We start from the raw sequence: 25,031 nt of genomic DNA, 5'->3' as shown, positions 1-25,031 counted from the left end.
ACAGGCGGTTGAGGATAAAACTCTAATAGTTTACGTTTTGTTCTCTTTCCAGAACTTTATTCATGAACTCCTGCCGGACGAGGCAGGCCGCGGCAACCCGAAACTTGATGGACCCCCAAGAAACTGCGTCAGCTTCTCTGACAGCGCGACTCGGTCTTTCAGTTCGCATTCCCACACCGTCAGGACACTCCACCCGGCTTGTTCGAGGCTGGACACGTTCCGGGCATCGCGATCCTTGTTCCTGCCGACCTTGGCCAGCCAGTAGTCCTGCCGGGTCGATGGGATCCGCGCGCCGCGCTTGCAGTCGTGGCCATGCCAGAAGCAGCCGTGGATGAAGATCACCTTCTTCCGTCCTGCGAACACTAGGTCGGGCTTTCCTGGGAGTGTCTTGCTATGCAGGCGATATCGGTAGCCTAGGGAGTGCAGCAGGCGCCGGACGACCATCTCAGGGGCCGTGTCGGTGGACTTGACCTGGGCCATGGTCCAACTGCGATGGCGCTCGGTTTCCGGAATCCTCATCCTGCCACTGTTTCAACGAGCCGCTTGTTCCGGAGGATCTGTTTGGGCAGCTCCGAGTCACCGCTCAAGACGGACAGCAACTGATCAAGGTCTGGTCGAAACAGGTCGAAGGCGTAGACCGACGACGAGCCGATCTGATAGCCGTCCTCAAGCGCAATCTCTGCACGGACCTCGCGTAGTTCCTCGATGACGGCCTCTAGGGAGGAACTGAACCCCGTTGTTACGCTGGTGCCCGGCTCGACTTCATATGCATACACCGTGACGCTCACTACCCCTCCTGCATTCCGTTCAAGACCCGGGCATTTGCCGGGCTGCGAGCGTCTGTGTCCATTGTAGGATTCTACAAGGTCCGCAAACGTCAGCCTCCTGAAACTATCATGTCGATGCGGAATACCACGCCCGCCACCGTCGCGCACATCACGAGTAGAGGCCGAGCAGCAGGTATTCGCCGAAAGTTCTCTTCATGCCGGGATTCGTAGCCGGTCAGGAAAGCGACGTCGAGGCCCTTGCTTCCCGCGCTACCGACCCAGCACGACGGGAATCCTGCGAAATGAGCTTGGATTTGGCTATTCCTGGAGCGTGGCGTTGAGTTCGCGATACGCCTTTGCCGACGCTAGCAGATTCAACTGCGCCCCCCGCTCGCCAGAAAGTATGGGATATGTAGAGTACACCAGCTTTATGAAGCCGTCCCAGTTTAGGGTTTTCGTATTGCTGATGACGTGATCGAGAATGCGCTTTTCCCAATCATTCAACGTGACGCTCGTCGCCTGCGGGACAACCAATTCGATCCGCTCTTTCCGTTTGCCGTACATATTGATCTCAGACCGCACTTTAAAGGCCGGATCATCAAGAGCCATTTGGTGAACGTCATCAACATAGGGTCCGAAATGATGGAACCGCCAATTGATCGGCGTGAGTTGATGACCGTGATCTAAGGCAGCTTTCCAATCCGCCAGATAAACCATCTTTGTGACGCGCGCCTTCGATAATTCGTCCTTATGAGGGTAGTTCGCTATGAGGTATGCGACAGCATCGCGTGTTGTTGCCATGTCAGAATCCTCGCGTAGCGGCGAAATCAAGAGACGGCTCTCTTTCACCCATAACCTTGAGCAAGTGCGCAATATCTTTCCCGGTCGTCCCATAGATGTGGTGCTCGAGGAGTTCGATCGAGAACCGATCGGCCTCGTTGCTTTCAAACACTACGATTGCGTCCCGGACACTATCAGCATGTCCGTTCAGCGCAAAAGCAGCGATCGAACGCGCCTTCATTCCAAGCTTCTTGACCACCCCTGCAGGCAACTTCCACTCATCTCGGCTCCGCGCACAGTATCCATCGAGATCATGAACGGGGTCGGGGAGATCCTGGACTACGCACTTACCGTCACCGCGTGACCAAGCCGCACCGATAACCCCTTGGTCAACCGGATAAACACCACGACCAGGACGATCCAACTCCGGCAACATTGCGAATCGTCCAACCATTGTGAACGAATTTCCTGTATGGCGATAAACGCTCACGCGGTCCCGGGCATCGAGATTGAGGACCTCGGCGAGGACTTTCAGCCGATTGTCCCATATCGCAAAATAGTCGCTGCCGAAGGTGCGAACGAGTTCATTGGCATCATCGAGCTGCTGCTCGAGTTCACGGTTCCTGCCAGCCAGTTTCGCTTGTGAGACACCGCCGTACCACGCGCTCGCAACGGTCCCAATGACAGCAACCGCACTGGCAATGCGCGCCCAGGCATTCTGGTCTCCGTCCAGCGCAACCACGCCAAGATCTTTTATAACAGAGAGCCCAATCCCTGACACTAGAAGCGCGATGGTAGTCTTGTGATCGTCTAACCATCTTCCAGCCTGTTCGAAAGCGCCACGATCCACCAAACTCTCCTTCGCTCGCCGCGAGATTGCCACGAGTCGTGATCTGCTACTAGAGACCGCCGAGCAGCTCGAGGTGCAGCATTGGGAATCAAGCGCGTGCAGCTTCAACTGCCACTGATTCCGCGTTGGCGGTGATCGTATCGTTGGCGGTGCCGTTGGCGGTAATCTTGTCGAGAAAATTTAGGGATTTCTTGTAAGCCTTGCCCCGTAGGGGAAGGCGGTGGTCGGAGTGGAGAGATTCGAACTCCCGACCCTCTGGTCCCAAACCAGATGCGCTACCAGACTGCGCTACACTCCGAGCCGACGAAGGCGGAGATACACGCTTCGCCTCCCACCTGCAACAGCAAATTTGGAAGCGGCGGCAGTGCGGATCTCCTGCATGGCGCGCCCCAAAATGCGCAGCGGTTTTGGAATAACGACAGTACCCGCGAAGGCGACGCGCTTAGCGCGCGGCGGCCGGGATGCGTGCGCCCGTGATCCGGTCGCCGGGCCTTATTCCGAGGCGTTTCACCGTTCCGGCGTTGAGCTCCAGCACGAAGGCGACCGGTTCTTGCGAATCGATGATCGCTTCGGACAGCGGGACCGCGTTCTCATGAATGGTTGCTACGGTGCCGTCCGCGCCGATGAAGAGCATGTCGAGCGGCAGATAGGTATTCCGCATCCACATCATCACCCGCCGCGTCTCGCCGAAATCGAACAGCATGCCGTGGTCCGGCGCCAGCTGGCGGCGGTGCATTAGGCCCTGTTCGCGCTGCTCCGGGTCGATCGCCAGTTCGACGGTCAGGTCATGGGCCCTCCCGCCAGTGGTGAGAAGCCGGATTCTGTCCTTCTCGAAGGTGAGATCCGCGGCGTGCGACGCGACGAACAGCGACAACAAAAAAAGCGCCGCAATGGCGCTTCTCGCAAGAAAGTCGCGAAGCATGCGCATCAATGCGACCGATTGCTCGGCGTGGGACCGTCAGGATGGATCTCCGCAGCCATCAGGCCCTTCTCGCCGTCACCGAAGCGGCACAGCACCACCTGGCCGGGGCGCAGTTCCGTCAATCCGAACCGGCGCAGCGTTTCCATATGCACGAAGATATCCTCGGTGCCCTCGCCGCGCGTCAGGAAGCCGAAACCCTTGGTGCGGTTGAACCACTTCACCAGAACCCGTTCGAGCCCGCTCGTCGGCGTGACCTGGACATGGGTGCGCACCGGCGGAAGCTGCGAAGGGTGAACCGCGGTCGACTGATCCATGGAGAGAATACGGAAGGCCTGGTAACCGCGCTCGCGCTTTTGCACGAGCGCCACGACCCGAGCGCCCTCGAGCACCGTCTGGTAGCCGTCGCGCCTTAGGCAGGTAACGTGCAGCAAAACATCCTGCATGCCGTTGTCGGGAACGATGAAGCCGAAACCCTTGGCGACGTCGAACCACTTGATGACGCCGGTGATCTCGATGAGATCAAGAGCGTCATTGCCAAGGTCGTCATTCTCGATGACGCCTTTTGAAGATGTTCTGTCCGCCATTCTCCCAGCCCCTCGTTACGCGCAACTCTCGATACGGTTAACTGATTCTTATGGACCAGAATAACATCGTCCCGCTGCGCATGCGCAAGTCCCTCGACATAAATTGGCCGAGGTCATTTATGGGGCCGCAGGCTTGCCTCTGGCTTGCTCTCCCTTAAGTATACGCCATCTTCTGCAAAACAGGGACAATCCAATGCGCTATCTGCACACGATGGTTCGCGTAAGGGACCTCGACAAGGCTCTCCATTTCTACTGCACATTGTTCGGACTCCAGGAAATTCGCCGATACGAGAACGAGAAAGGCCGCTTCACCCTCGTCTTCCTCGCCGCACCCGGCGACCTCGACCGCGCCAAGGCAGAGGCGTCGCCCTGCCTGGAACTAACCTACAACTGGGACACCGAAGACTATACCGGCGGACGCAACTTTGGTCACCTCGCCTATGAGGTCGATGACATCTACGCCTTTTGCAAGCACCTGATGGACAATGGCGTGACGATCAACCGACCGCCCCGCGACGGTCACATGGCCTTCGTCCGCTCGCCCGACGGCATTTCGATCGAGATTTTGCAGAAGGGAGAACGCCTCTCCGCCGAGGAACCCTGGGCCTCCATGGCCAATACCGGAACCTGGTAAGCCTCGCACAATACTCAGCGCCCAAGGTCTTGACGCAAGACCGAATGCGAAGATCAACAGCGTCGACTGACGATCGAGGCCCGGCCAACGCGCCGGGCTTTTGCATAGGTTCGTTAAGGCGGAAGGTTAGCGCCAGTTTACAAATTGCGCGGTATCCACTAATTTCCGCGTCATAGTTGAAACGGGGTTATGCCCGCAATCATTTGCGGCACCCTTACTTGGCCTGACCTTCCCGTGGCGGGATCGCTTCTCGCCGCGAGAGAAAAGTTATCTGTTCCGGGCAAGTTCTCGGAACCGAGACTTGCGCATGATCGCGGGCAACCGGAGACGTGCACGGAGAGCGGGGATAAGACGTTGCAACAGCTGAATTCGAAACGCACGCTCCTGTCGATCGGGCGCGCCGCGGCGTTTTCCGTGTCAATCCTGACGCTCGCCGGCTGCGTCTCGGCGGTTGCCGAGAGCGAGGGCGCAAATCCGGTCGAATCGCTGCAGGCTGCAACTCCAGCGGGCGCGGCGACGCCGAACGTGGAAGACGGGGTTTCAGATGGCCAGGCCGCCGCATCCGGTGCCGGCGCTCAAGAGCAATCAGATGATCCGGCCGCCCAGGCGGATGCAGCCCTGCAGCCAGGCCTGACGATGCAAAGCACCGGCCTCAATGCCACCGCGTCGAGCATTTACGGGCAACCGCCCGTCACCGCGACCGTGCCTGCAAGCGCCACCGAACCGTCCGGATCGTCAGCCGGCGCCGCAGCCCAACCAGGCGTGAACGCCACGAGCAACAGCCTTTTCAGCGGCGCTCAGCCGGCGACGCCGCCTGTCTTGCCGGACCAGGAAGGCGCGAGCAACGCAGTTCCGGCCAAGGCGCAGACATTCGCAGAAAGCACTGCCGGCGCGGCAGATCTTCGTGCCGCGATCCCCTTGCCCACGAGTGCGCAGGCGGCGCGTGGCGGGCAAGCATCCGCCCCCCTGCAGACGGTTGAAGTCGCATCCACCGGACAGGTGACGCCGCCCGTGGCGGCCGCCACTCAGCCCACCTCCCCCGAGGACGACGGGAAGGACCAGCAGCGCACGGGCAAGAGCTGGACGCTCGCAAGTCTCTTTGCCGCCAAACGCAAGCCGAAGCTGCGGATGGCCGCTGAGGGCAACGCCGGCGGCGCCGAGAAGCGGACGATCACTGCCGCGAACGCGGCTGAACCTCAGGTCGCATCGCTCGCCTATACCGCGCTTCCCGGCGTCAAGCTCAATCCGCTGTTCAACAGGGACCATGCCGACCATGCGGGTGAAGAGGACGACGCGCCGATCGAGGTTGCCAATCTCTCCGGTCTCGCCCGTCTGGCGCCAAGCGGCCTCATCCTGCAGACGGAGAGCGTTGAAACCGGCTGCTTCAAGCCGGCGCTTCTCCAGATGCTGAAGAGCGTCGAGCGGCATTACGGTCAAAAGGTGATGGTCACGTCGGGGCTTCGGCCAATCAAGGTCAACCGGAAACGCCAATCGCTTCACACGCGTTGCGAAGCGGCTGACATCCAGGTCAAAGGCGTCAGCAAGTGGGATCTCGCCGAATATCTCAGAAGCCTGCCCGGCCGCGGCGGCGTCGGCACCTATTGCCACACCGAATCCGTGCATATCGACATCGGCCGGCAGCGCGATTGGAATTGGCGCTGCCGCCGTCGTAACGGCTGAGGAATGGCTGCGACCGCGATGTAAATTTTCTGAGAAAAAGTGAGATTTGCCGCTTGCGGGAATCCGAAGTGCTCTCTATAAGCCACTTCGTCTTGGGCGCCCATCGTCTAGCGGTCTAGGACGCCGCCCTTTCACGGCGGAAACACGGGTTCGATTCCCGTTGGGCGTGCCATTCTTCTTCTCCAATACTTGCGGATACTTTGACATTTTCATTTGTCACGCATCTGTGTTTGTGTGTGACAATCCTCTGCACCGATGCTTTTCAATCTCGGCAGAGAATAAAAAATATTGTTTCAGACGACTTGCAGGAATCCCAAGCGCCTTTTATAAGCCGCCCTGTCTTGGGCGCCCATCGTCTAGCGGTCTAGGACGCCGCCCTTTCACGGCGGAAACACGGGTTCGAGTCCCGTTGGGCGTGCCATTTTCTAAATATTTCAGTTTAGATGCAGAAACTCCCGCAGCCTCTCCTCAAAGAGCGGGGAAGCTATCGGCCACTGCGCCGCCTCTGAACCTACGCCGACGGCAGGCGAGCCGCAGACGCACGTCGCCTCGGCTTTCTTTCGCCTATCCCTGTTTGACGACAGCGACGCTGACCTCTCCGTCCGACGCCACCGTGCAGGCGATGGTCGCCGAGCGCGGCTCGATGGCGCCCTCGCGCTCGTAGTCGATCTTGACGTCGAGCGTGGCTATCCGCTCGCCGGCAGCGCCTGCGCGCACAGGCTCGGTCAGACTTGTGTCGATGGCAGCCGGATTGTACGGCGCGGCCCACTGGGCGATTGCCTCGTTGCAGCGGTCGACGGTCGGCTGATCGGCCGGCGAAACGCCGTGGCTGACCGGCGACACCGGTTCTGGCAGCAAGTCGGCCGCGAAGGCTGGACCGGCGAGAAAAAGCACGGCGGCGCCGAGCATTCTGATCATGTGCATGGCTGTGGTCCTTTTCCTGGTACGTCGACCAGGCATTCTAGCCTGTCTGGCTGTCAAAACCGCAGTACGCCTTTTGATGGTGGAGGGAGGCCCAACGCCATTCACGGCCTCGACACGCAATGCGCAGCTAAGCACGACGGCGCCCACCTGGCTCCGCTACGCTTAGGTCACGGCAACGACCAAGCCGTTCGAGTCGAGATGGCATCTGACGCGCGCCTGACGGACCTCGACGAGGCCCCCTGCCGCATATTCAATCCGCACAGTAATTGGAGCCATGAGCGCGCCGTCGCGTTGGCGGACGAGAGGGCCGGCGCTGGCCGCGCGTATACGCACGGCGCCAAGCGGCAGCGCAGCCGAGGTGATCGCCTGGAGGCAGGCACGAACCACGCCGCCCGCCCCATCCGAAATCGCTCCCGTTATCATTGGGTCCGTCACGGGATTGCCAAAAATACCTTGCTCGTATTCGCCGCGCTCGTCGAGCCGAATCTTTACGGGCCAAAGGGCAGAAGGCAGTCCGACGGATGGCGACGCGCCCGTCGCGGGAGCAATGCCAGCAATCGCTCGTGCACGGACACTGTTTGGCGTGCTGCTCTTCTTTGGAGTTCCAGCGCCTACGACCGGACCAGCCAAAGCACCGCTCGAAGCAGGAGGCGCTCCCTTGCCTTTCGGCACCGCGGCTCGTCTGCCGGCACCCGTCAGTTTGCCGCCACTCTTATGGCCGACATTGCCGCTGGTCCCACTGTTTTTCCCAGCCTTTACGCCGGCCGAGGCTCCGGCCTTCGTTCCGCCTCCGGCACTCGTCCCTGGCGAGCCGCCACTCCCGCCACTCGCCACACCACTTCCCACCGATGTCCCTTGATTGCTTGCAGCGCCACTGCTTTTTCCCGCTTTTGCGCCGGCCGACGCTCCGGCGTTTGTCCCGCCAGCAGTGCTGGTTTTTGACGAGCTGCCACCCGTGCCACCCGGGGCGGCGATGACCCCGACACTGCGGAATTTTCCAACCTCGCCAAACTCAAGAGCCGGCGCCAGCGCCAGCGCAAAGGCAACAAGGAATGTGGCAGACGTATGAGTGCGCATCGCCAACGTCCTCATCTTCGCATATCAATCCTCGCTCCTTACCAAAGGCCGGGCACCAGACGTCTGGGGAGGAGCGCATCGGGCAGCGCCTCCGGCATAGGCTGGATCACCACCTCGCGGCGCGAATTACGGTTCTTGCGGGCGCCATTTTCCATCGGCTCCGCCGCACGCTCGCGGCCGGTGCCCCGATCGCGCGCTTCCTCCGACCCACGCCGTTGTGCCGCCAAGATCCGGTTCAATTGCTTCTTTGTCGCGTCGCGTTCCTCGCGGACGGAGTCGAGCTCGCGAGCGAGCGACCGTGCCTTCTTGCGCTCCAATGCGAGCTGGTTGGCAGCCCGACTTGCCGCGGTCTCCGCCACTTGGCGCGCCAGCACGATGGCCGCCTTCTCCGCCGCTGCCGAGTTGGCGTCCAATTCCGGGGCAGCGGACGATTGGCTGGCTTTGGTGAGTTCGCGCTCATCCTCCTCCGCCCGCTGTTTCGCTGCGAGTATTGCGGCGTCGCGATCCTGGCGAACAGCCTCGAGCTCCCGAGCGAGCGCACGTGCCTTCTCACGTTCCGATGCGAGCTGTTCGCTAATCCGCCTCGTCGCAGCCTCGGCAACCTGGCGGGCCTGCACGGCGGCCGCCCTTTCTGCCGCTGCAAGACTGGCGCCAGCCTCCTCGCTCGCGGCCGACTGACTGGCCTGCGCAAGATCGCGCTCATTCTCCGTCGACCGCTGTTTCGCTGCGAGTATCGCGACGTCGCGTTCCTGGCGAAGGCTGTCGAGCTGCCGAGCGAGCGCACGTGCCCTCTCATGTTCCGATGCGAGCTCTTCGCTAATCCGCCTCGTCGCAGCCTCGGCAATCTGGCGGGCCTGCACGGCGGCAGCCCTTTCTGCCGCTGCAAGACTGGCGCCAGCCTCCTCGCTCGCGGCTGACTGACGGGCCTGCGCAAGATCGCGCTCATTCTCCGTCGCCCGCTGTTTCGCTGCAAGTATCGCGGCGTCGCGTTCCCGGCGAAGGCTGTCGAGCTGCCGAGCGAGTGACCGTGCCTTCTCACGTTCCAATGCAAGCTCTTCGCCAGTCTGCCTTGCCGCATTTTCGGCAATCTGGCGGGCCCGCACGGCGGCAGCCTTCTCCGCCGCTACCAACCTGACGCCAGCCTCCTGGGTCGCAGCCGACTGGCGGGCCTGCGCAAGATCGCGCTCACCCTCCTCCGCCCGCTGTTTCGCTGCGAGTGTTGCGGCGTCGAGTTCCTGGCGAAGGCCGTCGAGCTCCCGAGCGAGCGACCGTGCCTTCTCGCGTTGCAACGTCAGCTCTTCAACCGCCCGCCTTGCCGCGTCTTCAGCGACCTGGCGGGCCTGCACGGCGGCAGCCTTCTCCGCCGCTGCCAAACTGACGCCAGCTTCCTGGGCCGCGGCGGACTGACGGGCCTGCGCAAGATCGCGCTCATTCTCCTTCGCCCGCTGTTTCGCTGCGAGTATCGCGGCGTCGCGTTCCTGGCGAACAGCGTCGAGCTCCCGAGCGAGCGACCGTGCCTTCTCACGTTCCGATGCGAGCTCTTTACCCGCCCGCCTCGCCGCAGCCTCGGCATTCTGGCGGGCCTGCGCGGCGGCAGCCTTCTCTGCGGCTGCCAAACTGCCGCCAGCCTCCGGGACGGCGGCCGACGGACGGGCCTGCGTAAGATCGCGCTCGTAGGCTTCCTGTTTTCGCTGCGCCTCAGCGAGTGCCCGTCTCGCATCAACCAGCAACGCTTCCGCTGCGTCCCGCGCCCTGAGTGCGGCAGCTTTTGACCGCGTTGCTCCAGCGGCCTTGGCCTCCAACTCTTCGGCGACTTCAAGCATCATCGTCAGATCACGCTCGAGTGTGTCGGCTCTCTGGCGCTGCTTCTCGGCGACACGGCGCATCGCCTCGAGGTCCCTTTTCGCCGCCGCCAAAGCGCGGCGGAGAATTTCCTCCAGCTTGCCACCAGCCAGTTGCGTGCCGTTTTTGGGCGTATCGACTGCCTCCTCCTCCGCGAGGAGTATTTTCTCCGGTGCGGCGTTCCTTGCGCGTTCACCCGCGGTCAACGGGGGTATCTGGTTGATCGGCGCATCCGCAGGGCCAGACGCACGCAGTTCGACCATGTCCTGGGCAGGTCCATCGGCCGTTGCTGATTGCGCTCCTGTGGGAAATCCAAGGAGTAGAACGAGACAGAAAGGTTTGAAGCTGAGCGTTGCCATAGCTGTGTCCCCGCCGGGCGACTTGCCATGATACTGCCTTGCTTCGCTCCTCGCCAGTGAAGAGTGTCCCATGCCCCCGGGCGAGCCTTCACGAGATGGCGAACAGGGGCAGCCGCTCACCAAGAAAGCTCCTCAAAGCAAGGCGAGCGGCAATATCGTTCGCGCGCTCTTCCTCCTCTTCCCCATTTCGTCCTTTTCATAGTATGTTGCTGACGCTTCGTCTCAGGCGCCCATCGTCTAGCGGTCAGGACGCCGCCCTCTCACGGCGGTAACACGGGTTCGAGTCCCGTTGGGCGTACCAAATATTCTTTTCATTGAAGAGTTTTCCCGACATCCGTGGGGCTTGCGCTATAGGTCGAAGACGGCCCAGCCCAATTGAATGTTCAATTTTCAGAAGAAAAATCGAACTTTGCGGCTCCTGCTCACTTGCGAGAATCCGGCGCGCTCTCTATAAGCCGCCTTGTCTTACGGCACCGCGCGTCTTTCGCAGGCACAAGGTCGCTGCAGCAGGCGCCCATCGTCTAGCGGTCTAGGACGCCGCCCTTTCACGGCGGAAACACGGGTTCGAGTCCCGTTGGGCGTGCCATTACGATCCTCAGAAATCTCCTTAAACAAATTGCACAACCGGTTGGTCGGGCTTGGCAATCCTATCGAGGATGAACGTTATCAGCTTGCCTTAGCCGCGTCCGTCACACGCAGTTGCACGCGCCGCGTTCCCTGCCAGAGATCCGACGAAACGCAACCAACGACGTGCACTGTCGAGCCCCGATTGCCGAGCAGGAAATCGCCGAGCGGCGTTTCCGTTGCCCGGAAGGCGATCCCGTCGATGCGGCTGCCGTCGTGGCCCTCGAGCGTGACCTTGACGTGGTTGGCGCCGACTTGGCGGCTGTCGCGCAGACGGTGCTGGGGAAAGGCGAAGACCGGTTGCGGATGGGCCGAGCCGTAAGGGCCCGCCTGGTCGAGAAGGTCGACGAGATCGAGCGTCGCTCCGGCCGCTGCCAGTGCACCATCGAGCTTGAGGGTCTCGACGGCCACCAGTTCCCGTACCGGGTTCTCGGCGCGCTCCTCGAAAAACTGGCGCAGCCGCCCGAGATTGGCGCGCTCGACCGTCAAGCCGGCGGCCATGGCATGCCCACCCCCTTTGACGAGGAGGCCATTGTCGACGGCCGCGCGAACGAGTCTGCCCATATCGAACCCGGTGATCGATCGGCCGGAACCCGTGCCGCGGCCGCTCGGGTCAAAGGCGATGGCAAAGGCCGGGCGGCGGAACTTCTCCTTGATGCGCGCCGCTATCAGGCCCACGATGCCGGGGTGCCAGCTTTCCCTGGCGGTGACGATGACCGAGGCCCCCTCGCCCGTACCGTACTCTGCCAGCACTTCGGCCTCGGCCTCTGCAAGCATTGCCGCCTCCATCGCCTGCCGCTCGCGGTTGAGCTCGTCGAGCCGGCTGGCGATCACTTCGGCCGCCGCCGCGTCGTCCAGCGTCAAGAGCCGGCTGCCGAGGGCCGCATCGCCGATCCGCCCGCCCGCATTGATGCGGGGCCCGATGAGGAAGCCCAGATGATAAGGCGTCACTGGGCCACCGATCGCAGCCTTGCGCAGAAGGGCTGCCAGGCCGCTATTGACCATATGCCGCGCCGCGATCAATCCCTTGACGACATAGGCGCGGTTCAGCCCCTTGAGCGGAACCACGTCGCAGACCGTGGCGAGCGCAACGAGGTCGAGGAGTGACAGCAGATCAAAGCTGCCGGCACGCGCATTCCCCTCAAGCCGCAGCACCCGCAACGTATTGACGAGCACCAGATAGACCACGCCGGCGGCACAGAGATGCCCCTGCCCGGACAAATCGTCCTCGCGATTCGGATTGACGAGCGCGTGGCACGGCGGCAGCACCGCGCCTACCTGATGATGATCGATAACGACCACGTCGATGCCGCGTTCGGCAGCGACGGCGAGCGAATCATGGCTTGTAGAACCGCAGTCGACAGCAACGATCAGACCGGCCCCGTTACCGATCAGTTGCTCGATCGCCTGCGGGTTCGGCCCGTATCCCTCGAAGAGGCGATCGGGAATATAGATTTCGGCCGGAACGTCGAAATGGCGCAGGAACCGCAGCATCAGTGCGGAGGATGCCGCACCGTCGACATCGTAATCGCCGAAGATCGCGACCTTCTCGCCCCGGCGGATGGCGCCGGCGAGCCGCTCCGCGGCCTTGCGGCAATCGGTCAGTGCGTCCGGATCGGGCATCAGCGCGCGCAGCGTCGGATCGAGAAATTGTGCCGCATCATCCAAGCCGACGCCACGGCCGGCCAGCACCCGTGCGATGAGCTCCGAATAGCCGTGCACCTGGCTGATTGCCAGCGCCCGGTTCTGCCCGGCCTGATCGAGGCGCGAGACCCAGCGCTGACCGCTGATCGAGCGTTCGACGCCGAGAAATGCCCGCTCTATCGGATCCGCCAATACGTCCATGCTGCCTGTCCGTCCGAAGTTCATTCGTTCTAACGAAGATTTCGAGGCGGAAAAACCGGCAGGCTGGGCGCTCCGGCCCGCAACAGGCATGCCGGAGCGGTTTCTCAACAGATTTAATGCAAGAGCGGGATCACCAGTCCTTGGGACGCTCGATGCGGATCACCTGGGGTTCCCCAACGAGATAGCCCTCGCCCTTGATCGAGACGATAGCCTTGCGCACGGAAGCTTCGTGCGTCGCATGCGTCACCAGGATGATCGTCTTCGGTTCCGCAGGATCCGCGTAGTGCTTTGAATGCTGCATGATCGATTCGAGCGAGATGTCGTTCTCCGCCATATGGCCGGCAATGTTGGCGAAGACGCCGGTGCGATCGACCACTTTCAGGCGGATGAAGTAGCCGCCCTCGTGGCTCTGCATCCGGGCGCGCTTGTAGGGCAGCAGCGCCGTGGTAGGTCTCCCGAAGGCCGGCACGTGTTGGGCGCCCGGGCGGCTCTTGGCGATGTCGGCAATGTCGCCAAGCACGGCCGAGGCCGTCGCGTTGCCGCCGGCGCCTGGGCCGACCATCAGCAGTTCGCCGAGAATGTCGGACTCGACTGCGACCGCGTTCGTCACCCCGTCGACCTGGGCGATGACGGAATCGTAGGGCACCATCGTCGGATGGACGCGCTGCTCGATACCGCTCTCGGTGCGCTGCGCCACGCCCAGCAGCTTGATGCGGTAGCCAAGGTCGGCGGCCGCCTGGATATCCTCGATCGAAATATTGGTGATGCCTTCCAGGTAGATGTCGTCGGCGGCGATTGCTGTGCCGAAGGCGAGGCTGGTCAGGATAGAGAGCTTATGGGCGGTGTCGTTGCCCTCGATGTCGAAGGATGAATCCGTCTCGGCGTAGCCAAGACGCTGCGCTTCCTTCAGGCAGGCGTCGAAAGTCAGCCCCTCCTTCTCCATCTTGGTCAGGATGTAGTTGCAGGTCCCGTTCATGATCCCGTAGACGCGCGAGACGGTATTACCGGTGAGCGATTCACGAAGCGCCTTGATGACCGGAATGCCGCCGGCGACCGCTGCCTCGTAGTTGAGCAGCGCGCCCTTTTCCTCGGCAATGCCGGCGAGTTCGATCCCATGTTTGGCAAGCAGCGCCTTGTTGGCGGTAACCACATGGATACCGCGCTCGAGCGCCGCCTTGACCGAGGAATAGGCCGGATCCCCGGCCCCGCCCATCAACTCAACGAAGACATCGATGTCCGCCTCGGAAGCGAGCGCCACGGCATTCTCGAACCAGGCGGTCTTCGAAAGATCAACGCCGCGGTCCTTCGTGCGATCCCTTGCCGCCACGGCGACAAGCTCGATCGGCCTTCCGCACGTCGTTGCCAGCATCTCGTGACGTTCCTGGAGAATCCGCACGAGCGAGGCACCGACCGTCCCCAAGCCCGCAATGCCGATTTTAAGGGCATCTGCCATAGCAAGTTCCTAACATGTAGAAGGCGCCCCGCCGGGCTGGCGGGGCCGTTTTGCGCGAAAGCCGGCTTCTCCGTTACCGGTGTGCATTCAGCGAGACGACATTGTGCATCGTCTCATCCGCCGTCGACAGGAAGCGCTTGATGTTGCGCGCCGCCTGGCGGATGCGGTGCTCGTTTTCGACGAGCGCCAGCCGCACATAGTCGTCGCCCTGCTCGCCGAAGCCGATGCCCGGAGCGACCGCGACATCCGCCTTTTCGACAAGCAGTTTGGAAAACTCAAGCGAGCCGAGATGACGAAATTTTTCGGGGATCTTCGCCCAGGCAAACATCGTCGCCGGCGGCGGCGGCACTTCGAAGCCGGCCTTGCCGAAGCTGTCGACCATCACGTCACGGCGGCGCTTGTAGATGTTGCGGACCTCGGCGATGTCGCTGCCGTCGCCGTTCAGCGCCTGCGTCGCGGCCACCTGGATCGGCGTGAAGGCGCCGTAATCGAGATAGGACTTGACCCGCGTCAGCGCCGCGATCAGCCGCTCGTTGCCGACGGCGAAGCCCATGCGCCAGCCGGGCATCGAAAAGGTCTTCGACATCGAGGTGAATTCGACCGTCACGTCGATCGCGCCCGGCACTTCCAGAACTGAGGGCGGCGGCACGTCGTCGAAATAGATTTCCGAATAGGCGAGGTCCGACAGCACGATGATGTCGTGCTTCTTCGCAAATGCGATGACGTCCTTGTAGAAATCGAGCGTCGCGACCTGGGCCGTCGGGTTGGACGGATAATTGAGGATCAGCGCCAGAGGCTTCGGGATCGAGTGCTTCACGGCCCGCTCGAGCGGCGGGAAGAAGCTCTCGTCCGGCTCCACCGAGATCGAGCGGATGACGCCGCCGGCCATCAGGAAGCCGAAAGCGTGGATCGGATAGGTGGGGTTAGGACACAGGACCACGTCGCCCGGCGCGGTGATCGCCTGCGCCATGTTGGCAAAGCCTTCCTTCGAGCCGAGTGTCGCGACGACCTGGGTCTCGGGATTGAGCTTGACACCGAAACGGCGGGCATAATAGGCCGCCTGGGCGCGACGCAGCCCCGGAATACCCTTGGACGAGGAATAGCGATGGGTGCGCGGGTCCTGCACCACCTCGCAAAGCTTGTCGACGATCGACTGCGGGGTTGGAAGGTCGGGATTGCCCATGCCGAGGTCGATGATGTCAGCACCGGCGGCTCGCGCGCTTGCTTTCAAACGGTTGACCTGTTCGAAAACATAGGGCGGCAAACGCCGGACTTTATGAAACTCTTCCATCTCCAGACCTCATTTGGCGCGCGTTTTTGGGCCTCGTCGGCAATCGCTCAACATGCGCGGGGTGAATGGCCGTCATTGCGGCCATTCAACGCTTTGCGGCCAAATCACCAGAAAGGCAAGTGCTAATTCTCGATCTGTTTCAGCGCTTGGGGCCCGTGCTGTTCGGCCAGCAACTGCAATTCCTTCAGACGGCGCTGATACTCCGCTTCGGAGATGGCGCCGGATCTGCGCTGGGCGGCAAGCGCCGTCAGCCGCCCCTGCATGTTGACCGCCTCGTCGTCGGTCATCTGCTGCATGGCGGCAGGCTTCTGCCCATAAACCGAAGGATAGGTGGCGAGATCCGCCGTCGAATTGCATCCGGCAAGCATGCCTGCAAGAATCAACCCGGAAATCCGGGAAAGCGAACGCTGGTTTGCGACGACGAGCATGCTGGCGATGACCTCTGCTTTTTAGGGTGCGACGATGCGCTAGCCCTTGTAATCATTTTCGGGCAGAATGTAAAAATACAAAACAAACAACGTGCTGTGGAGGACGCCGGGTGACATCAGACAAGGCCGAGGACACCACGGGCAAGGGCGGCTATGTGGGCTTCGACCCAAAATCGGTCGAGCCCTATATCGTCAAGGACCCCCAGAACCTGGCCATCAACCTGGCCCGCGCCGTCGAACAGATGGGAAAGGCGGCGTCCGCATGGCTGGCGCCGCGGGAGACCGGCGAGAAAAAAGACACCTATGCCGAGCCCGTCTCCGACATGGTCAAGACGCTCTCCAAAGTCTCCGAATACTGGCTCTCCGATCCGCGACGGACGCTGGAGGCGCAGACGCATCTGATGGGGAGCTTCTTCGACATCTGGTCGCGGACATTGCACCGGATGGCCGGTGAAGATGTCGCCGAATCGGAGAAGCTGCAACGCAACGACAAGCGTTTTGCCGACGAGGACTGGGTGAAGAACCCGTTTTTCGACTTCATTCGCCAGGCCTATTTCGTGACATCCGACTGGGCGGAGAACATGGTCAAGGAGGCCGAGGGGCTCGACGACCACACCCGGCACAAGGCCGCCTTCTATGTCCGCCAGATCTCCAGCGCGCTTTCTCCAAGCAATTTCATCACCACCAATCCGCAACTCTATAGAGAGACGGTGGCGTCCAGCGGGGCGAATCTCGTCAAGGGCATGCAGATGCTCGCCGAGGACATTGCCGCCGGGCGCGGCGAGCTCCGGCTCAGGCAAACGGATACCAGCAAATTCGCCATCGGCGAGAACATTGCGATCACCCCCGGCAAGGTGATTGCGCAATCCGATATCTGCCAGGTCATCCAGTACGAAGCGAGTACCGAAACGGTGCTGAAGCGGCCGCTGCTGATCTGCCCGCCCTGGATCAACAAATACTACGTGCTCGATCTCAACCCTCAGAAGTCCTTCATCAAATGGGCGGTGGACCAGGGTCATACGGTCTTCGTCATCTCCTGGGTCAATCCGGACGAGCGCCACGCCCGCAAGGACTGGGGAGCCTATGCGCGCGAAGGCGTCGGCTTTGCGCTCGATACGATCGAACAGGCAACCGGCGAGCGCGAGGTGAATGCGATCGGCTATTGCGTCGGCGGCACGCTGCTCGCCGCCACGCTGGCGCTCCATGCCGCCGAAGGCGACGACCGGATCCGCTCGGCGACGCTTTTCACCACTCAGGTGGATTTCACCTATGCGGGCGACCTCAAGGTCTTCGTCGACGACGAACAGATAGAGCAGCTCGAAGCCAATATGAGCAAGACCGGCTATCTGGAAGGCTCGAAAATGGCGACCGCATTCAACATGCTTCGCGCTTCCGAGCTGATCTGGCCCTATTTCGTAAACAATTATCTCAAGGGCCAGGATCCCCTGCCCTTCGACCTGCTCTACTGGAACTCCGATTCGACGCGGATGCCCGCCGCCAACCACTCCTTCTATCTGCGCAATTGCTATCTCGAGAATAGGCTCGCCAAGGGCGAGATGGAGCTTGCCGGACGCAAGGTATCGCTCGGCGACGTGAAGATCCCGATCTACAACCTGGCGACCAAGGAGGATCACATCGCGCCGGCGAAGTCGGTCTTCCTCGGCAGCGCGTCCTTCGGCGGCAAGGTCACCTTCGTTCTGTCCGGCTCGGGCCACATCGCCGGCGTCGTCAACCCGCCGGACAAGAGCAAATACCAGTTCTGGACCGGCGGCCCCCCAAAAGGCGATCTCGAAGAGTGGATGGACAAGGCCAAGGAAACGCCAGGCTCCTGGTGGCCGCACTGGCAGGACTGGGTCGAACGGCTCGACAAGCGGCGCGTTCCGGCCCGCAAGCCCGGAGGGCCCCTCAACTCCATCGAAGAGGCGCCGGGATCCTTCGTGCGCGTACGTGCCTGAGACGCGGAAAGCATCGTGAAGTTTTCCCGTCCGCTCGTTCAGGCAACGCTCTTGCAGCGCTACAAGCGCTTTCTCTTCGATGCAGATCTTGCCGACGGCACGCGGATCACAGGCTCTTGCCCGAATACAGGCTCGATGCGCGGGCTGACGGCGCCGGGATCGGCGATCTGGCTGTCTGAGCACGACTCTCCGACGCGCAAATATCGCCACATGCTGGAGATCGTCGAGGCGGACGGCACGCTGGTGGGCATCAATACCGGCCTGCCAAACCGGCTCGCCGAGGAGGCGATCGCTGCCGGATTGGTCAGCGACCTTCACACCTATGAAACGCTCCGCCGCGAGCAGAGATATGGGCGCAATTCAAGAATCGACATTCTGCTCAGCGATCCGGTGAAAGGTCTTGCCTATGTCGAGGTGAAGAATGTCCACTTCAGCCGCGCCGCGGCCCTGGCGGAGTTTCCGGACAGCCCGACCGAGCGCGGCGCCAAACACCTCGAAGAGCTGGGCGACATGGTCGAGGCGGGACACCGGGCGATCATGCTCTATCTTGTTCAAAGAAACGACTGCGGCGTCTTGCGGATATGCCGCGACCTCGATCCGGTTTATGCTCGCGCATTCGAACGGGCGGCTCAACGCGGCGTCGAAGCCTATGCGATCCGATGCTCCGTGTCGCCCTTCGAGATCGTGCCGGCCGGAGCGATGATAGTGGACGAACCGGTCCATGCTGATTTAAGAAAACCGCCTGAAACATCGAAAGTCTTGGAATGGTAACTTACATCGAGGCCGGCGCTGCCCCCTACAAGAATACGGGCGTCATTCGTCTCTACGGCCCGGACGGATTCGAAGGCATGCGCAAGGCCTGTCAGGTGACGGCACGCTGTCTGGATGAATTAGCGTCAAGGGTGCGGCCGGGCGTGACGACGGAAGAGATCGACCGTTTCGTCTACGAGTTCGGCTTGGACCACGGCGCCCTGCCCGCGACCTTGAACTATCGCGGCTATACCAAGTCGTCCTGTACGTCGATCAACCACGTCGTCTGCCATGGGATACCGAACGACAAGCCGCTGCGCGAAGGCGATATCGTCAACATCGATGTCACCTATGTCGTCGATGGCTGGCACGGCGACTCCAGTCGAATGTACCCGGTCGGAGAGATCAAGCGCGCCGCCGAACGGCTGCTCGAAGTCACGCATGAATGCCTGATGCGCGGCATAGCGGCGGTGCGGCCCGGCGCCCGCACCGGAGCGATCGGCGAGGCCATCCAGACCTATGCGGAATCGGAGCGCTGCTCTGTCGTCAGGGACTTCTGCGGCCACGGCGTCGGCCGGCTGTTCCACGATGCTCCGAACATCCTCCACTACGGCAATGCCAGCGAAGGGCCGGAACTTAGGGAGGGCATGATTTTCACCATCGAGCCGATGATCAATCTCGGCCGGCCGCATGTGAAGGTGCTCTCCGACGGCTGGACCGCCGTGACGCGCGATCGGTCGCTTTCGGCGCAGTACGAGCACACCGTCGGTGTTACGGCGAATGGCTGCGAAGTGTTCACGCTTTCGCCGGCCGGCCTTTTCATGCCAGGCGTCCGCGCACTGGGGACCGCGTGACGAAGCCGCCTCCTTTTCCCGAACCGGACGAAGAAGAGACCGCCGACGAGCGGCAGTTTTTCGCGCCGCAGAAGGCGCGGAAATTGGACAAGATTTCGACGCTTGGCGGCACTGCCGAGGCGCATTATCACGGCCACCGCGATCGTCTGAGGGCACGCTACCGCGAACAGGGCAATTCGGCACTCGCCGACTACGAGATCCTCGAACTCATTCTGTTCCGCCTTATTCCCCGCCGCGACACGAAACCGATCGCCAAGGACCTCCTCGCCCGCTTCGGCACGCTCGCCGGCGTGTTCGGCGCACCTCAGCACCTGTTGCAGGAGGTCAAGGGCGTCGGCGAATCCGTTGCTCTCGACCTCAAGCTCATCGCCACCGCGGCGCAACGGACGCTGAAGAGCGAGTTGCGCAACAAGCAGGTCCTGTCTTCCTGGAGCGGGGTGATCGACTATTGTCATGCCGCGATGGCGCACGAGACGAAGGAACAGTTCCGCATCCTCTTTCTCGACAAGCGCAACACGCTGATTGCCGACGAGGTGCAGCAGCAGGGGACGATCGACCATACCCCCGTCTATCCGCGCGAGGTCGTCAAGCGCGCGCTGGAGCTTTCCGCGACCGCCTTGATTCTGGTGCACAACCACCCGTCCGGCGATCCGACGCCGTCGCGCGCCGATATCGAGATGACGAAGCTGATCGCCGAGGCGGCAAAGCCGCTCGGCATCACCGTCCACGACCACGTGATCATCGGCAAGGACGGACATGTCAGCATGAAAGGGCTGCGGCTGTTTTAGGCCAAGGGGCTGCTTAAAGCCAGCGCGCCCGCCGGAAGAACCGATAGAGCGTCGCGCAGAGTCCGAAGATCACCGCCAGTACGATGAAGTAGCCATAGCGGAACCGGAGTTCAGGCATGTCCTCGAAGTTCATGCCGTAGATCCCAGCGATTGCGGTCGGAACCGCCAGGATCGCCGCCCAGGAGGCAAGCTTGCGGGAGATTTCCGTCTGCTCGGACTGGCCGATCATCAGGCTTGCTTCGAAGGTGAAGGCCAGCACCTCGCGAAGCGCGTCTATGTCCTCCTGGACGCGGCGAACATGATCGGTGACGTCTCGGAAGAGCGGCTGCATCGCCGCGTCCATGCCCGGCAGTTCGAGATGCTCGTGCCGGCGGCAGACGTCGACCAGCGGAACGACGGCATTGCGCAGCTTGAGCAGATTGCGCCGCATCAGATAGAGCCGTTCGATATGTGTCTTGTCCAACCGCGAGCGCAGCAGGCGGTCCTCCAGTTCCTCCACCTCGCCGTGAATCGTCTCGACGACCGGCATGTAGTTGTCGACGATGAAGTCGAGGATCGAATAGAGGATGTAGTTCTCGCCATGGGCCAGCGCTGCCGGGGAAGACTCGCAGCGCTGCCGCACCGCCATATAGGACGTCGAGGCGCCGTGACGAACGGAAACGACGTAGCCCCGCCCGACGAACAGATGCGTCTCCCCGAAGGCGATCTCGTCCTCGACCATATGGGCCGTGCGCGCCACGACGAAGATCGCATCGCCGTAGATTTCCAGCTTCGGCCGCTGGTGCGCCTTGCCGGCGTCCTCGATCGCCAGATCATGCAGATCAAATTGTTTCTGCACCTGCCGCAGCAATTGCTTGTCCGGTTCGTGCAGGCCGATCCAAACGACGACGTTCTCGCGATTTCGCCACTCTCCGGCCTCTTCGATTTCGATGTCTCGAACGCGTCGGCCGTTCTGATAGACGGCGGCGGCCACGACCCCCGGCCGATTGCACGGCGGTGCTTCGAGCGCCGGCGCATCGCCATTGCCTTGCGCTGTCTGTGAAGCTGGACCATTCATCCACTCGAGCGCCATGCCTGTCCGTCCTCCCTCTCCGCCGAATGTGCGAAGCATAGCGATATTTGCGATCGGACGCATCCAGGACAGATCGTTGCGGCATTGCCACTTCATCAAAGCGTGCCATTGACGATATAGATGTTCACGCGCGAGTTTGCCGCGTTGCAAAAACGATTCTCGCTTGGCTCAGGGGAAGCGCTCATGAACCAGTTCGATCTTATCGTCGTCGGCAGCGGTCCGGCCGGACGCAGAGGCGCAATTCAGGCGGCCAAGCTCGGCAGGAAAGTGCTCGTCATCGAGCAGGGCAAGCGGGTCGGGGGCGTCTCGGTGCACACCGGAACAATTCCGTCCAAGACGCTGCGCGAGACGGCGCTCAACCTCTCCGGCTGGCGCGAGCGCGGCTTCTACGGCCGCTCCTATCGGGTGAAGCAGGAGATCAGCGCCGAGGATCTGCGCCAGCGCCTGATCATCACGCTCAACCACGAAGTCGAGGTGCTGGAGCATCAATTCGCGCGCAACCGCGTCCATCACATCCGCGGAAAGGCGAGCTTCGTCGATCCGACGACGCTCGAAATCGTCAAGGACGACGGCGAGAGCATGCATGTTGCCGGTACCAGCATCCTGCTTGCCGTCGGCACGAAGCCCTTTCGGCCGGACTATATTCCCTTTGACGGCAAGACCGTCGTCGACAGCGACGAGTTGCTCGAGATCCAGGACCTGCCGCGTTCTCTCGTCGTCATCGGCGCCGGCGTCGTCGGCATCGAATATGCCACGATCTTCAGTGCGCTCGACACGCAGGTGACGGTGATCGACCCCAAGTCGACCATGCTCGACTTCATCGACAAGGAGATCGTCGAAGATTTCACCTACCAGCTTCGGGACCGCAACATGAAACTCAATCTCGGCCAGAAAGCTGAGAAGGTGGAGCGTCTCGACGATGGTAAGGTCATGCTTACCCTCGACAATGGCCGCAAGATCACAACGGAAATGGTACTGTTTGCCGCCGGCCGCATGGGAGCGACCGATGCGCTCAATCTCCCGGCCGCCGGTCTCGAGGCGGACAGCCGCGGGCGCCTGAAGGTCAATCCGGAAACATTCCAGACCGCGGTTCCGAACATCTATGCGGCAGGCGACGTGGTCGGCTTTCCAAGTCTCGCCTCGACCTCCATGGAACAGGGCCGTGTCGCAGCGCGCGTTGCCGTCGGCGCGATCGCCAAAGAGCCGCAGAAATACTTCCCCTACGGCATCTATGCAGTGCCGGAAATCTCCACCTGCGGCCTTTCCGAAGAGGAAGTGAAGGAACGCGGCATCCCCTACGAATGCGGCATTGCACGGTTCCGTGAGACCTCGCGCGGCCACATCATGGGGCTCGATGCGGGCCTCTTGAAAATGATCTTCTCGCTGAAGACCCGGCGCCTGCTCGGCGTGCATATCATCGGCGAAGGCGCCACCGAACTCGTGCATATCGGCCAGGCGGTTCTGAACCTGAAGGGCACGGTCGAATATTTCGTCGAAAACACCTTCAACTATCCGACCCTTGCGGAGGCCTACAAGATTGCCGGGCTCGACGCCTGGAACCGCATGGGCGAGATCAAAGCAGTGTAGGTCCCCCCGCCTCTGCAATTCATGTCGCCGGTTTCGGCGGCTTTCTCGGCGCAAACGAAAAGGCCGCCCGAAGGCGGCCTTTAACTATTCTGGACGATGCTAATTACTCGGCGCCTTCGTCGGCGGCCTTCTTCTTGGCCGGAGCCTTTTTCTTCGGAGCCGCGGCTTCTTCGCCTTCGGCAGCTTCGGCCTTGGCAGCGGCCTTCTTCTTGGCGGGCGCCTTCTTTGCCGGCTTGTCTTCGGATTCGTCCTCGGCCATCAGGGCTTCCTTGGAAACCGTCTTGTCGGTTACCGAGACTTCCGAAAGCAGGTGATCGACGACCTTCTCTTCGAAGAGCGGCGCGCGCAGCGAAGCGGCGGCACCGGGGGTGTTCTTGAAGTAGTCGAGGATCTGCTTCTCCTGGCCGGGGAACTGACGGAGCTGCTCAAACAGCGAGCGCTGCATTTCGTCGTCGCTCACCTGGACGCCGGCCTTCTCGCCGATTTCGGAAAGAACGAGGCCGAGACGAACGCGGCGCTCGGCGAGCTTGCGGTATTCGGCGCGCGCCTCCTCTTCCGTCGTGTCCTCATCGGCGAAGGTCTTGCCGGCCTGCTCGAGGTCGGTGTTGATCTGGCGCCAGATGTTGTCGAATTCGGCGTTGACGAGGCGTTCGGGGGTCTCGAACTGGTAGAGCTCGTCCAGCTGGTCGAGCAGCTGACGCTTGACCTTCTGGCGGGTAACCGAGCCGTATTGGCCTTCGATCTGGCCGCGCACGATTTCCTTCAGCTTGTCGACCGATTCGAGGCCGAGCTTCGTTGCCAGTTCGTCATTGATCTCGATCGGCGCGGCACCGGCGACATCCTTGACGGTGATGTCGAAGGTTGCTTCCTTGCCCGCAAGATTGGCAGCCGGATAGTCTGCCGGGAAGGTGACGGTGATCGTCTTCTCGTCGCCCGCCTTGACGCCGACGAGCTGTTCTTCGAAGCCGGGGATGAAGCGGTTGGAGCCGAGAACCAGTTCGGCGTCCTCGTCCTTGCCGCCATCAAAGGCGACGCCGTCGACCTTGCCGAGATAATCGATGGTGACGCGGTCGCCGTTGGCGGCCTTGCCCTTCTTCGATTCATAGCTGCGGGCGCTTTCGGCAATGCGCAGGATCTGCTCGTTGACCTCGTCGTCGCCGATCTCGACGACTTCGCGGGTCACCTTGATGCCGCTCGAATCCTTGAGTTCGATCGCCGGGATGATCTCGTAAGCGAGCGTGAATTCAAAATCGGCCTCGGCCTTGAGGATCTTGTCGGCTTCGGCCTCGTCCTCGGTCATGGCGACTTCCGGCTGCGTGGCCGACTTTTCACCGCGGCTCGTCAGGATTTCGGTCGGCTTCTCGCGGACGATCTCGTTGACGAGATCGGCCATGATCGACTTGCCGTAGACCTTCTTCAGATGCGCAACCGGCACCTTGCCGGGGCGGAAGCCGTTGATGCGGACCCGGTCCTTCACCTCGGCCAGACGCTCGTTCATCCGAGTTTCCATTTCATCGGCCGGAATAACGACCTTGAGTTCGCGCTTCAGCCCTTGAGCGAGCGTTTCGATAACCTGCATGTTCAAACCTTCACTTCACGTTGACCGTGCTGTTGCCTAGATAAGTTCCGGCGAGCACGTGAGCCGATCCATTTGCCGGGAGTGGCTTTACGCAATTCCGCAACCGTTTTGCAAGCAAAATGGCACTTTGCCACCTTCGCTACCGTCGAATACCGACATGTGGCCGCGACATTGTCCCTGTGCAGTTGGTAAGACTAGACTCAGTCTCGACCTGCTGCGCCGGATCAAACCACGCCACGGAGATGTCGGTCGACCAGACGCCAGTGAACCATTCAGTTAGCCGCAACGACCCGTCGCTTTCGACAGGCGCGTCACCAAGTCATGGCACATTGCGCTGTGTGTCACGGGCGCCAAATACACCCGATGGCAGACGAATGGCAAGCATT

At 61.8% G+C, this 25,031-nt stretch carries 22 protein-coding genes and 5 tRNA genes; 11 read left to right on the top strand and 16 right to left on the bottom strand.

Translation table 11 applies throughout. The annotated features are described in order from the left end of the window. Window positions 1-60: 60 nt before the first annotated feature. From NXT3_RS08320 to NXT3_RS08290, 7 genes are all read right to left on the bottom strand, one after another. Complete coding sequence (locus NXT3_RS08320; RefSeq protein WP_234828088.1) at window positions 61-480, bottom strand: very short patch repair endonuclease; 420 nt, start codon at window positions 478-480, stop codon at window positions 61-63. 35 nt (window positions 481-515) lie between these two features. Then, complete coding sequence (locus tag NXT3_RS08315; RefSeq protein ID WP_104839088.1) at window positions 516-788, bottom strand: hypothetical protein; 273 nt, start codon at window positions 786-788, stop codon at window positions 516-518. Between the two features lie 297 nt (window positions 789-1,085). Then, window positions 1,086-1,568: a Panacea domain-containing protein gene (locus tag NXT3_RS08310; protein ID WP_104839087.1), complete on the bottom strand. Its 483-nt coding sequence runs from the start codon at window positions 1,566-1,568 to the stop codon at window positions 1,086-1,088. A gap of 1 nt (window position 1,569) precedes the next feature. Beyond that, a complete protein-coding gene (locus NXT3_RS08305; RefSeq protein WP_104839086.1) occupies window positions 1,570-2,397 on the bottom strand; it encodes a hypothetical protein in 828 nt (275 codons plus the stop codon). A gap of 221 nt (window positions 2,398-2,618) precedes the next feature. Then, window positions 2,619-2,695 (bottom strand) — tRNA-Pro (locus NXT3_RS08300). A gap of 144 nt (window positions 2,696-2,839) precedes the next feature. Next, complete coding sequence (locus NXT3_RS08295; protein WP_037422812.1) at window positions 2,840-3,325, bottom strand: DUF192 domain-containing protein; 486 nt, start codon at window positions 3,323-3,325, stop codon at window positions 2,840-2,842. Further along, entirely contained in the window at window positions 3,325-3,903 is a 579-nt protein-coding gene (locus NXT3_RS08290; RefSeq protein WP_037422815.1) for a cold-shock protein, read from the bottom strand. The genes NXT3_RS08295 and NXT3_RS08290 overlap by 1 nt, the downstream gene beginning before the upstream one ends. A 193-nt stretch (window positions 3,904-4,096) precedes the next feature. Here NXT3_RS08290 and NXT3_RS08285 point away from each other — a divergent pair, with 193 nt between their 5' ends. From NXT3_RS08285 to NXT3_RS08270, 4 genes are all read left to right on the top strand, one after another. Then, the gene (locus NXT3_RS08285) at window positions 4,097-4,537 is read left to right on the top strand and encodes a VOC family protein (protein WP_097526737.1); all 441 of its coding nucleotides are present in this window, start codon (window positions 4,097-4,099) and stop codon (window positions 4,535-4,537) included. 354 nt (window positions 4,538-4,891) lie between these two features. Then, entirely contained in the window at window positions 4,892-6,217 is a 1,326-nt protein-coding gene (locus NXT3_RS08280) for a YcbK family protein (RefSeq protein WP_234828087.1), read from the top strand. Between the two features lie 96 nt (window positions 6,218-6,313). Next, window positions 6,314-6,389, top strand: a tRNA-Glu gene (locus NXT3_RS08275). Window positions 6,390-6,562: 173 nt separating this feature from the next. Beyond that, window positions 6,563-6,638: transfer RNA gene (locus NXT3_RS08270), tRNA-Glu, on the top strand. 143 nt (window positions 6,639-6,781) lie between these two features. On the opposite strand, the gene NXT3_RS08265 is transcribed toward NXT3_RS08270, so the two are convergent. The 3 genes from NXT3_RS08265 to NXT3_RS08255 all read right to left on the bottom strand — a co-directional run bounded on the left by NXT3_RS08265 (window position 6,782) and on the right by NXT3_RS08255 (window position 10,323). Beyond that, the gene (locus tag NXT3_RS08265) at window positions 6,782-7,141 is read right to left on the bottom strand and encodes a hypothetical protein (RefSeq protein ID WP_037422823.1); all 360 of its coding nucleotides are present in this window, start codon (window positions 7,139-7,141) and stop codon (window positions 6,782-6,784) included. Between the two features lie 162 nt (window positions 7,142-7,303). After that, the gene (locus NXT3_RS32290; protein WP_234804692.1) at window positions 7,304-7,576 is read right to left on the bottom strand and encodes a hypothetical protein; all 273 of its coding nucleotides are present in this window, start codon (window positions 7,574-7,576) and stop codon (window positions 7,304-7,306) included. A gap of 680 nt (window positions 7,577-8,256) precedes the next feature. Then, window positions 8,257-10,323, bottom strand: a complete 2,067-nt coding sequence (locus tag NXT3_RS08255) for a coiled-coil domain-containing protein (protein ID WP_234828086.1) — start codon at window positions 10,321-10,323, stop codon at window positions 8,257-8,259. A gap of 322 nt (window positions 10,324-10,645) precedes the next feature. Here NXT3_RS08255 and NXT3_RS08250 point away from each other — a divergent pair. Beyond that, window positions 10,646-10,720: transfer RNA gene (locus NXT3_RS08250), tRNA-Glu, on the top strand. 209 nt (window positions 10,721-10,929) lie between these two features. Beyond that, a tRNA-Glu gene (locus NXT3_RS08245) sits at window positions 10,930-11,005 on the top strand. 80 nt (window positions 11,006-11,085) lie between these two features. Here NXT3_RS08245 and recJ read toward each other — a convergent pair. The 4 genes from recJ to NXT3_RS08225 form a co-directional block, all read right to left on the bottom strand. Continuing rightward, window positions 11,086-12,888, bottom strand: a complete 1,803-nt coding sequence (gene recJ, locus NXT3_RS08240) for a single-stranded-DNA-specific exonuclease RecJ (RefSeq protein ID WP_104839956.1) — start codon at window positions 12,886-12,888, stop codon at window positions 11,086-11,088. Window positions 12,889-13,018: 130 nt separating this feature from the next. Beyond that, on the bottom strand, window positions 13,019-14,341 hold the full coding sequence (locus tag NXT3_RS08235; protein ID WP_104839082.1) for a homoserine dehydrogenase: 1,323 nt from the start codon (window positions 14,339-14,341) through the stop codon (window positions 13,019-13,021). Between the two features lie 73 nt (window positions 14,342-14,414). Then, window positions 14,415-15,632, bottom strand: coding sequence for an LL-diaminopimelate aminotransferase (locus NXT3_RS08230; protein ID WP_012707954.1), 1,218 nt, complete (start codon window positions 15,630-15,632; stop codon window positions 14,415-14,417). A 122-nt stretch (window positions 15,633-15,754) separates the two neighbouring features. Beyond that, window positions 15,755-16,060, bottom strand: a complete 306-nt coding sequence (locus tag NXT3_RS08225) for an SHOCT domain-containing protein (RefSeq protein WP_097526741.1) — start codon at window positions 16,058-16,060, stop codon at window positions 15,755-15,757. 110 nt (window positions 16,061-16,170) lie between these two features. On the opposite strand from NXT3_RS08225, the gene phaC reads away from it, so the two are divergent. From phaC to radC, 4 genes are read left to right on the top strand one after another with little or no spacing between them, the layout of a single operon-like run. Continuing rightward, on the top strand, window positions 16,171-18,015 hold the full coding sequence (gene phaC / locus NXT3_RS08220; RefSeq protein ID WP_037422837.1) for a poly(3-hydroxyalkanoate) polymerase subunit PhaC: 1,845 nt from the start codon (window positions 16,171-16,173) through the stop codon (window positions 18,013-18,015). A 15-nt stretch (window positions 18,016-18,030) separates the two neighbouring features. Then, entirely contained in the window at window positions 18,031-18,786 is a 756-nt protein-coding gene (gene sfsA, locus NXT3_RS08215) for a DNA/RNA nuclease SfsA (RefSeq protein ID WP_037422841.1), read from the top strand. Beyond that, on the top strand, window positions 18,780-19,619 hold the full coding sequence (map, locus tag NXT3_RS08210; RefSeq protein WP_037422843.1) for a type I methionyl aminopeptidase: 840 nt from the start codon (window positions 18,780-18,782) through the stop codon (window positions 19,617-19,619). Before sfsA ends, map begins: the two co-directional genes overlap by 7 nt. Continuing rightward, entirely contained in the window at window positions 19,616-20,407 is a 792-nt protein-coding gene (radC, locus tag NXT3_RS08205; protein WP_097526742.1) for a RadC family protein, read from the top strand. Before map ends, radC begins: the two co-directional genes overlap by 4 nt. A gap of 13 nt (window positions 20,408-20,420) precedes the next feature. Here the strand turns inward: radC and NXT3_RS08200 are convergent, their stop codons facing one another. Next, on the bottom strand, window positions 20,421-21,464 hold the full coding sequence (locus NXT3_RS08200) for a magnesium and cobalt transport protein CorA (RefSeq protein WP_179864801.1): 1,044 nt from the start codon (window positions 21,462-21,464) through the stop codon (window positions 20,421-20,423). A gap of 198 nt (window positions 21,465-21,662) precedes the next feature. Here NXT3_RS08200 and sthA point away from each other — a divergent pair, with 198 nt between their 5' ends. Beyond that, the gene (gene sthA, locus NXT3_RS08195; RefSeq protein WP_037422849.1) at window positions 21,663-23,066 is read left to right on the top strand and encodes a Si-specific NAD(P)(+) transhydrogenase; all 1,404 of its coding nucleotides are present in this window, start codon (window positions 21,663-21,665) and stop codon (window positions 23,064-23,066) included. 103 nt (window positions 23,067-23,169) lie between these two features. Here the strand turns inward: sthA and tig are convergent, their stop codons facing one another. Further along, window positions 23,170-24,645, bottom strand: coding sequence for a trigger factor (gene tig / locus NXT3_RS08190; RefSeq protein ID WP_037422852.1), 1,476 nt, complete (start codon window positions 24,643-24,645; stop codon window positions 23,170-23,172). Between the last annotated feature and the right edge of the window lie 386 nt (window positions 24,646-25,031).

Origin of the sequence: Sinorhizobium fredii, from assembly GCF_002944405.1 — a bacterium.
Lineage (GTDB): Bacteria > Pseudomonadota > Alphaproteobacteria > Rhizobiales > Rhizobiaceae > Sinorhizobium > Sinorhizobium fredii_C.
Note: the sequence above shows the minus strand (reverse complement) of the source record. Positions and strands in the feature narration are given on the sequence as shown.

Coding starts and splice junctions, on each gene's coding strand:
- NXT3_RS08320 (WP_234828088.1), bottom strand. CDS start 480: ATGGCCCAGGTCAAGTCCACCGACACGGCCCCTGAGATGGTCGTCCGG.
- NXT3_RS08310 (WP_104839087.1), bottom strand. CDS start 1,568: ATGGCAACAACACGCGATGCTGTCGCATACCTCATAGCGAACTACCCT.
- NXT3_RS08295 (WP_037422812.1), bottom strand. CDS start 3,325: ATGCGCATGCTTCGCGACTTTCTTGCGAGAAGCGCCATTGCGGCGCTT.
- NXT3_RS08290 (WP_037422815.1), bottom strand. CDS start 3,903: ATGGCGGACAGAACATCTTCAAAAGGCGTCATCGAGAATGACGACCTT.
- NXT3_RS08285 (WP_097526737.1), top strand. CDS start 4,097: ATGCGCTATCTGCACACGATGGTTCGCGTAAGGGACCTCGACAAGGCT.
- NXT3_RS08265 (WP_037422823.1), bottom strand. CDS start 7,141: ATGCACATGATCAGAATGCTCGGCGCCGCCGTGCTTTTTCTCGCCGGT.
- NXT3_RS08255 (WP_234828086.1), bottom strand. CDS start 10,323: ATGGTCGAACTGCGTGCGTCTGGCCCTGCGGATGCGCCGATCAACCAG.
- recJ (WP_104839956.1), bottom strand. CDS start 12,888: ATGGACGTATTGGCGGATCCGATAGAGCGGGCATTTCTCGGCGTCGAA.
- NXT3_RS08235 (WP_104839082.1), bottom strand. CDS start 14,341: ATGGCAGATGCCCTTAAAATCGGCATTGCGGGCTTGGGGACGGTCGGT.
- NXT3_RS08230 (WP_012707954.1), bottom strand. CDS start 15,632: ATGGAAGAGTTTCATAAAGTCCGGCGTTTGCCGCCCTATGTTTTCGAA.
- NXT3_RS08225 (WP_097526741.1), bottom strand. CDS start 16,060: ATGCTCGTCGTCGCAAACCAGCGTTCGCTTTCCCGGATTTCCGGGTTG.
- map (WP_037422843.1), top strand. CDS start 18,780: ATGGTAACTTACATCGAGGCCGGCGCTGCCCCCTACAAGAATACGGGC.
- NXT3_RS08200 (WP_179864801.1), bottom strand. CDS start 21,464: ATGAATGGTCCAGCTTCACAGACAGCGCAAGGCAATGGCGATGCGCCG.
- sthA (WP_037422849.1), top strand. CDS start 21,663: ATGAACCAGTTCGATCTTATCGTCGTCGGCAGCGGTCCGGCCGGACGC.
- tig (WP_037422852.1), bottom strand. CDS start 24,645: ATGCAGGTTATCGAAACGCTCGCTCAAGGGCTGAAGCGCGAACTCAAG.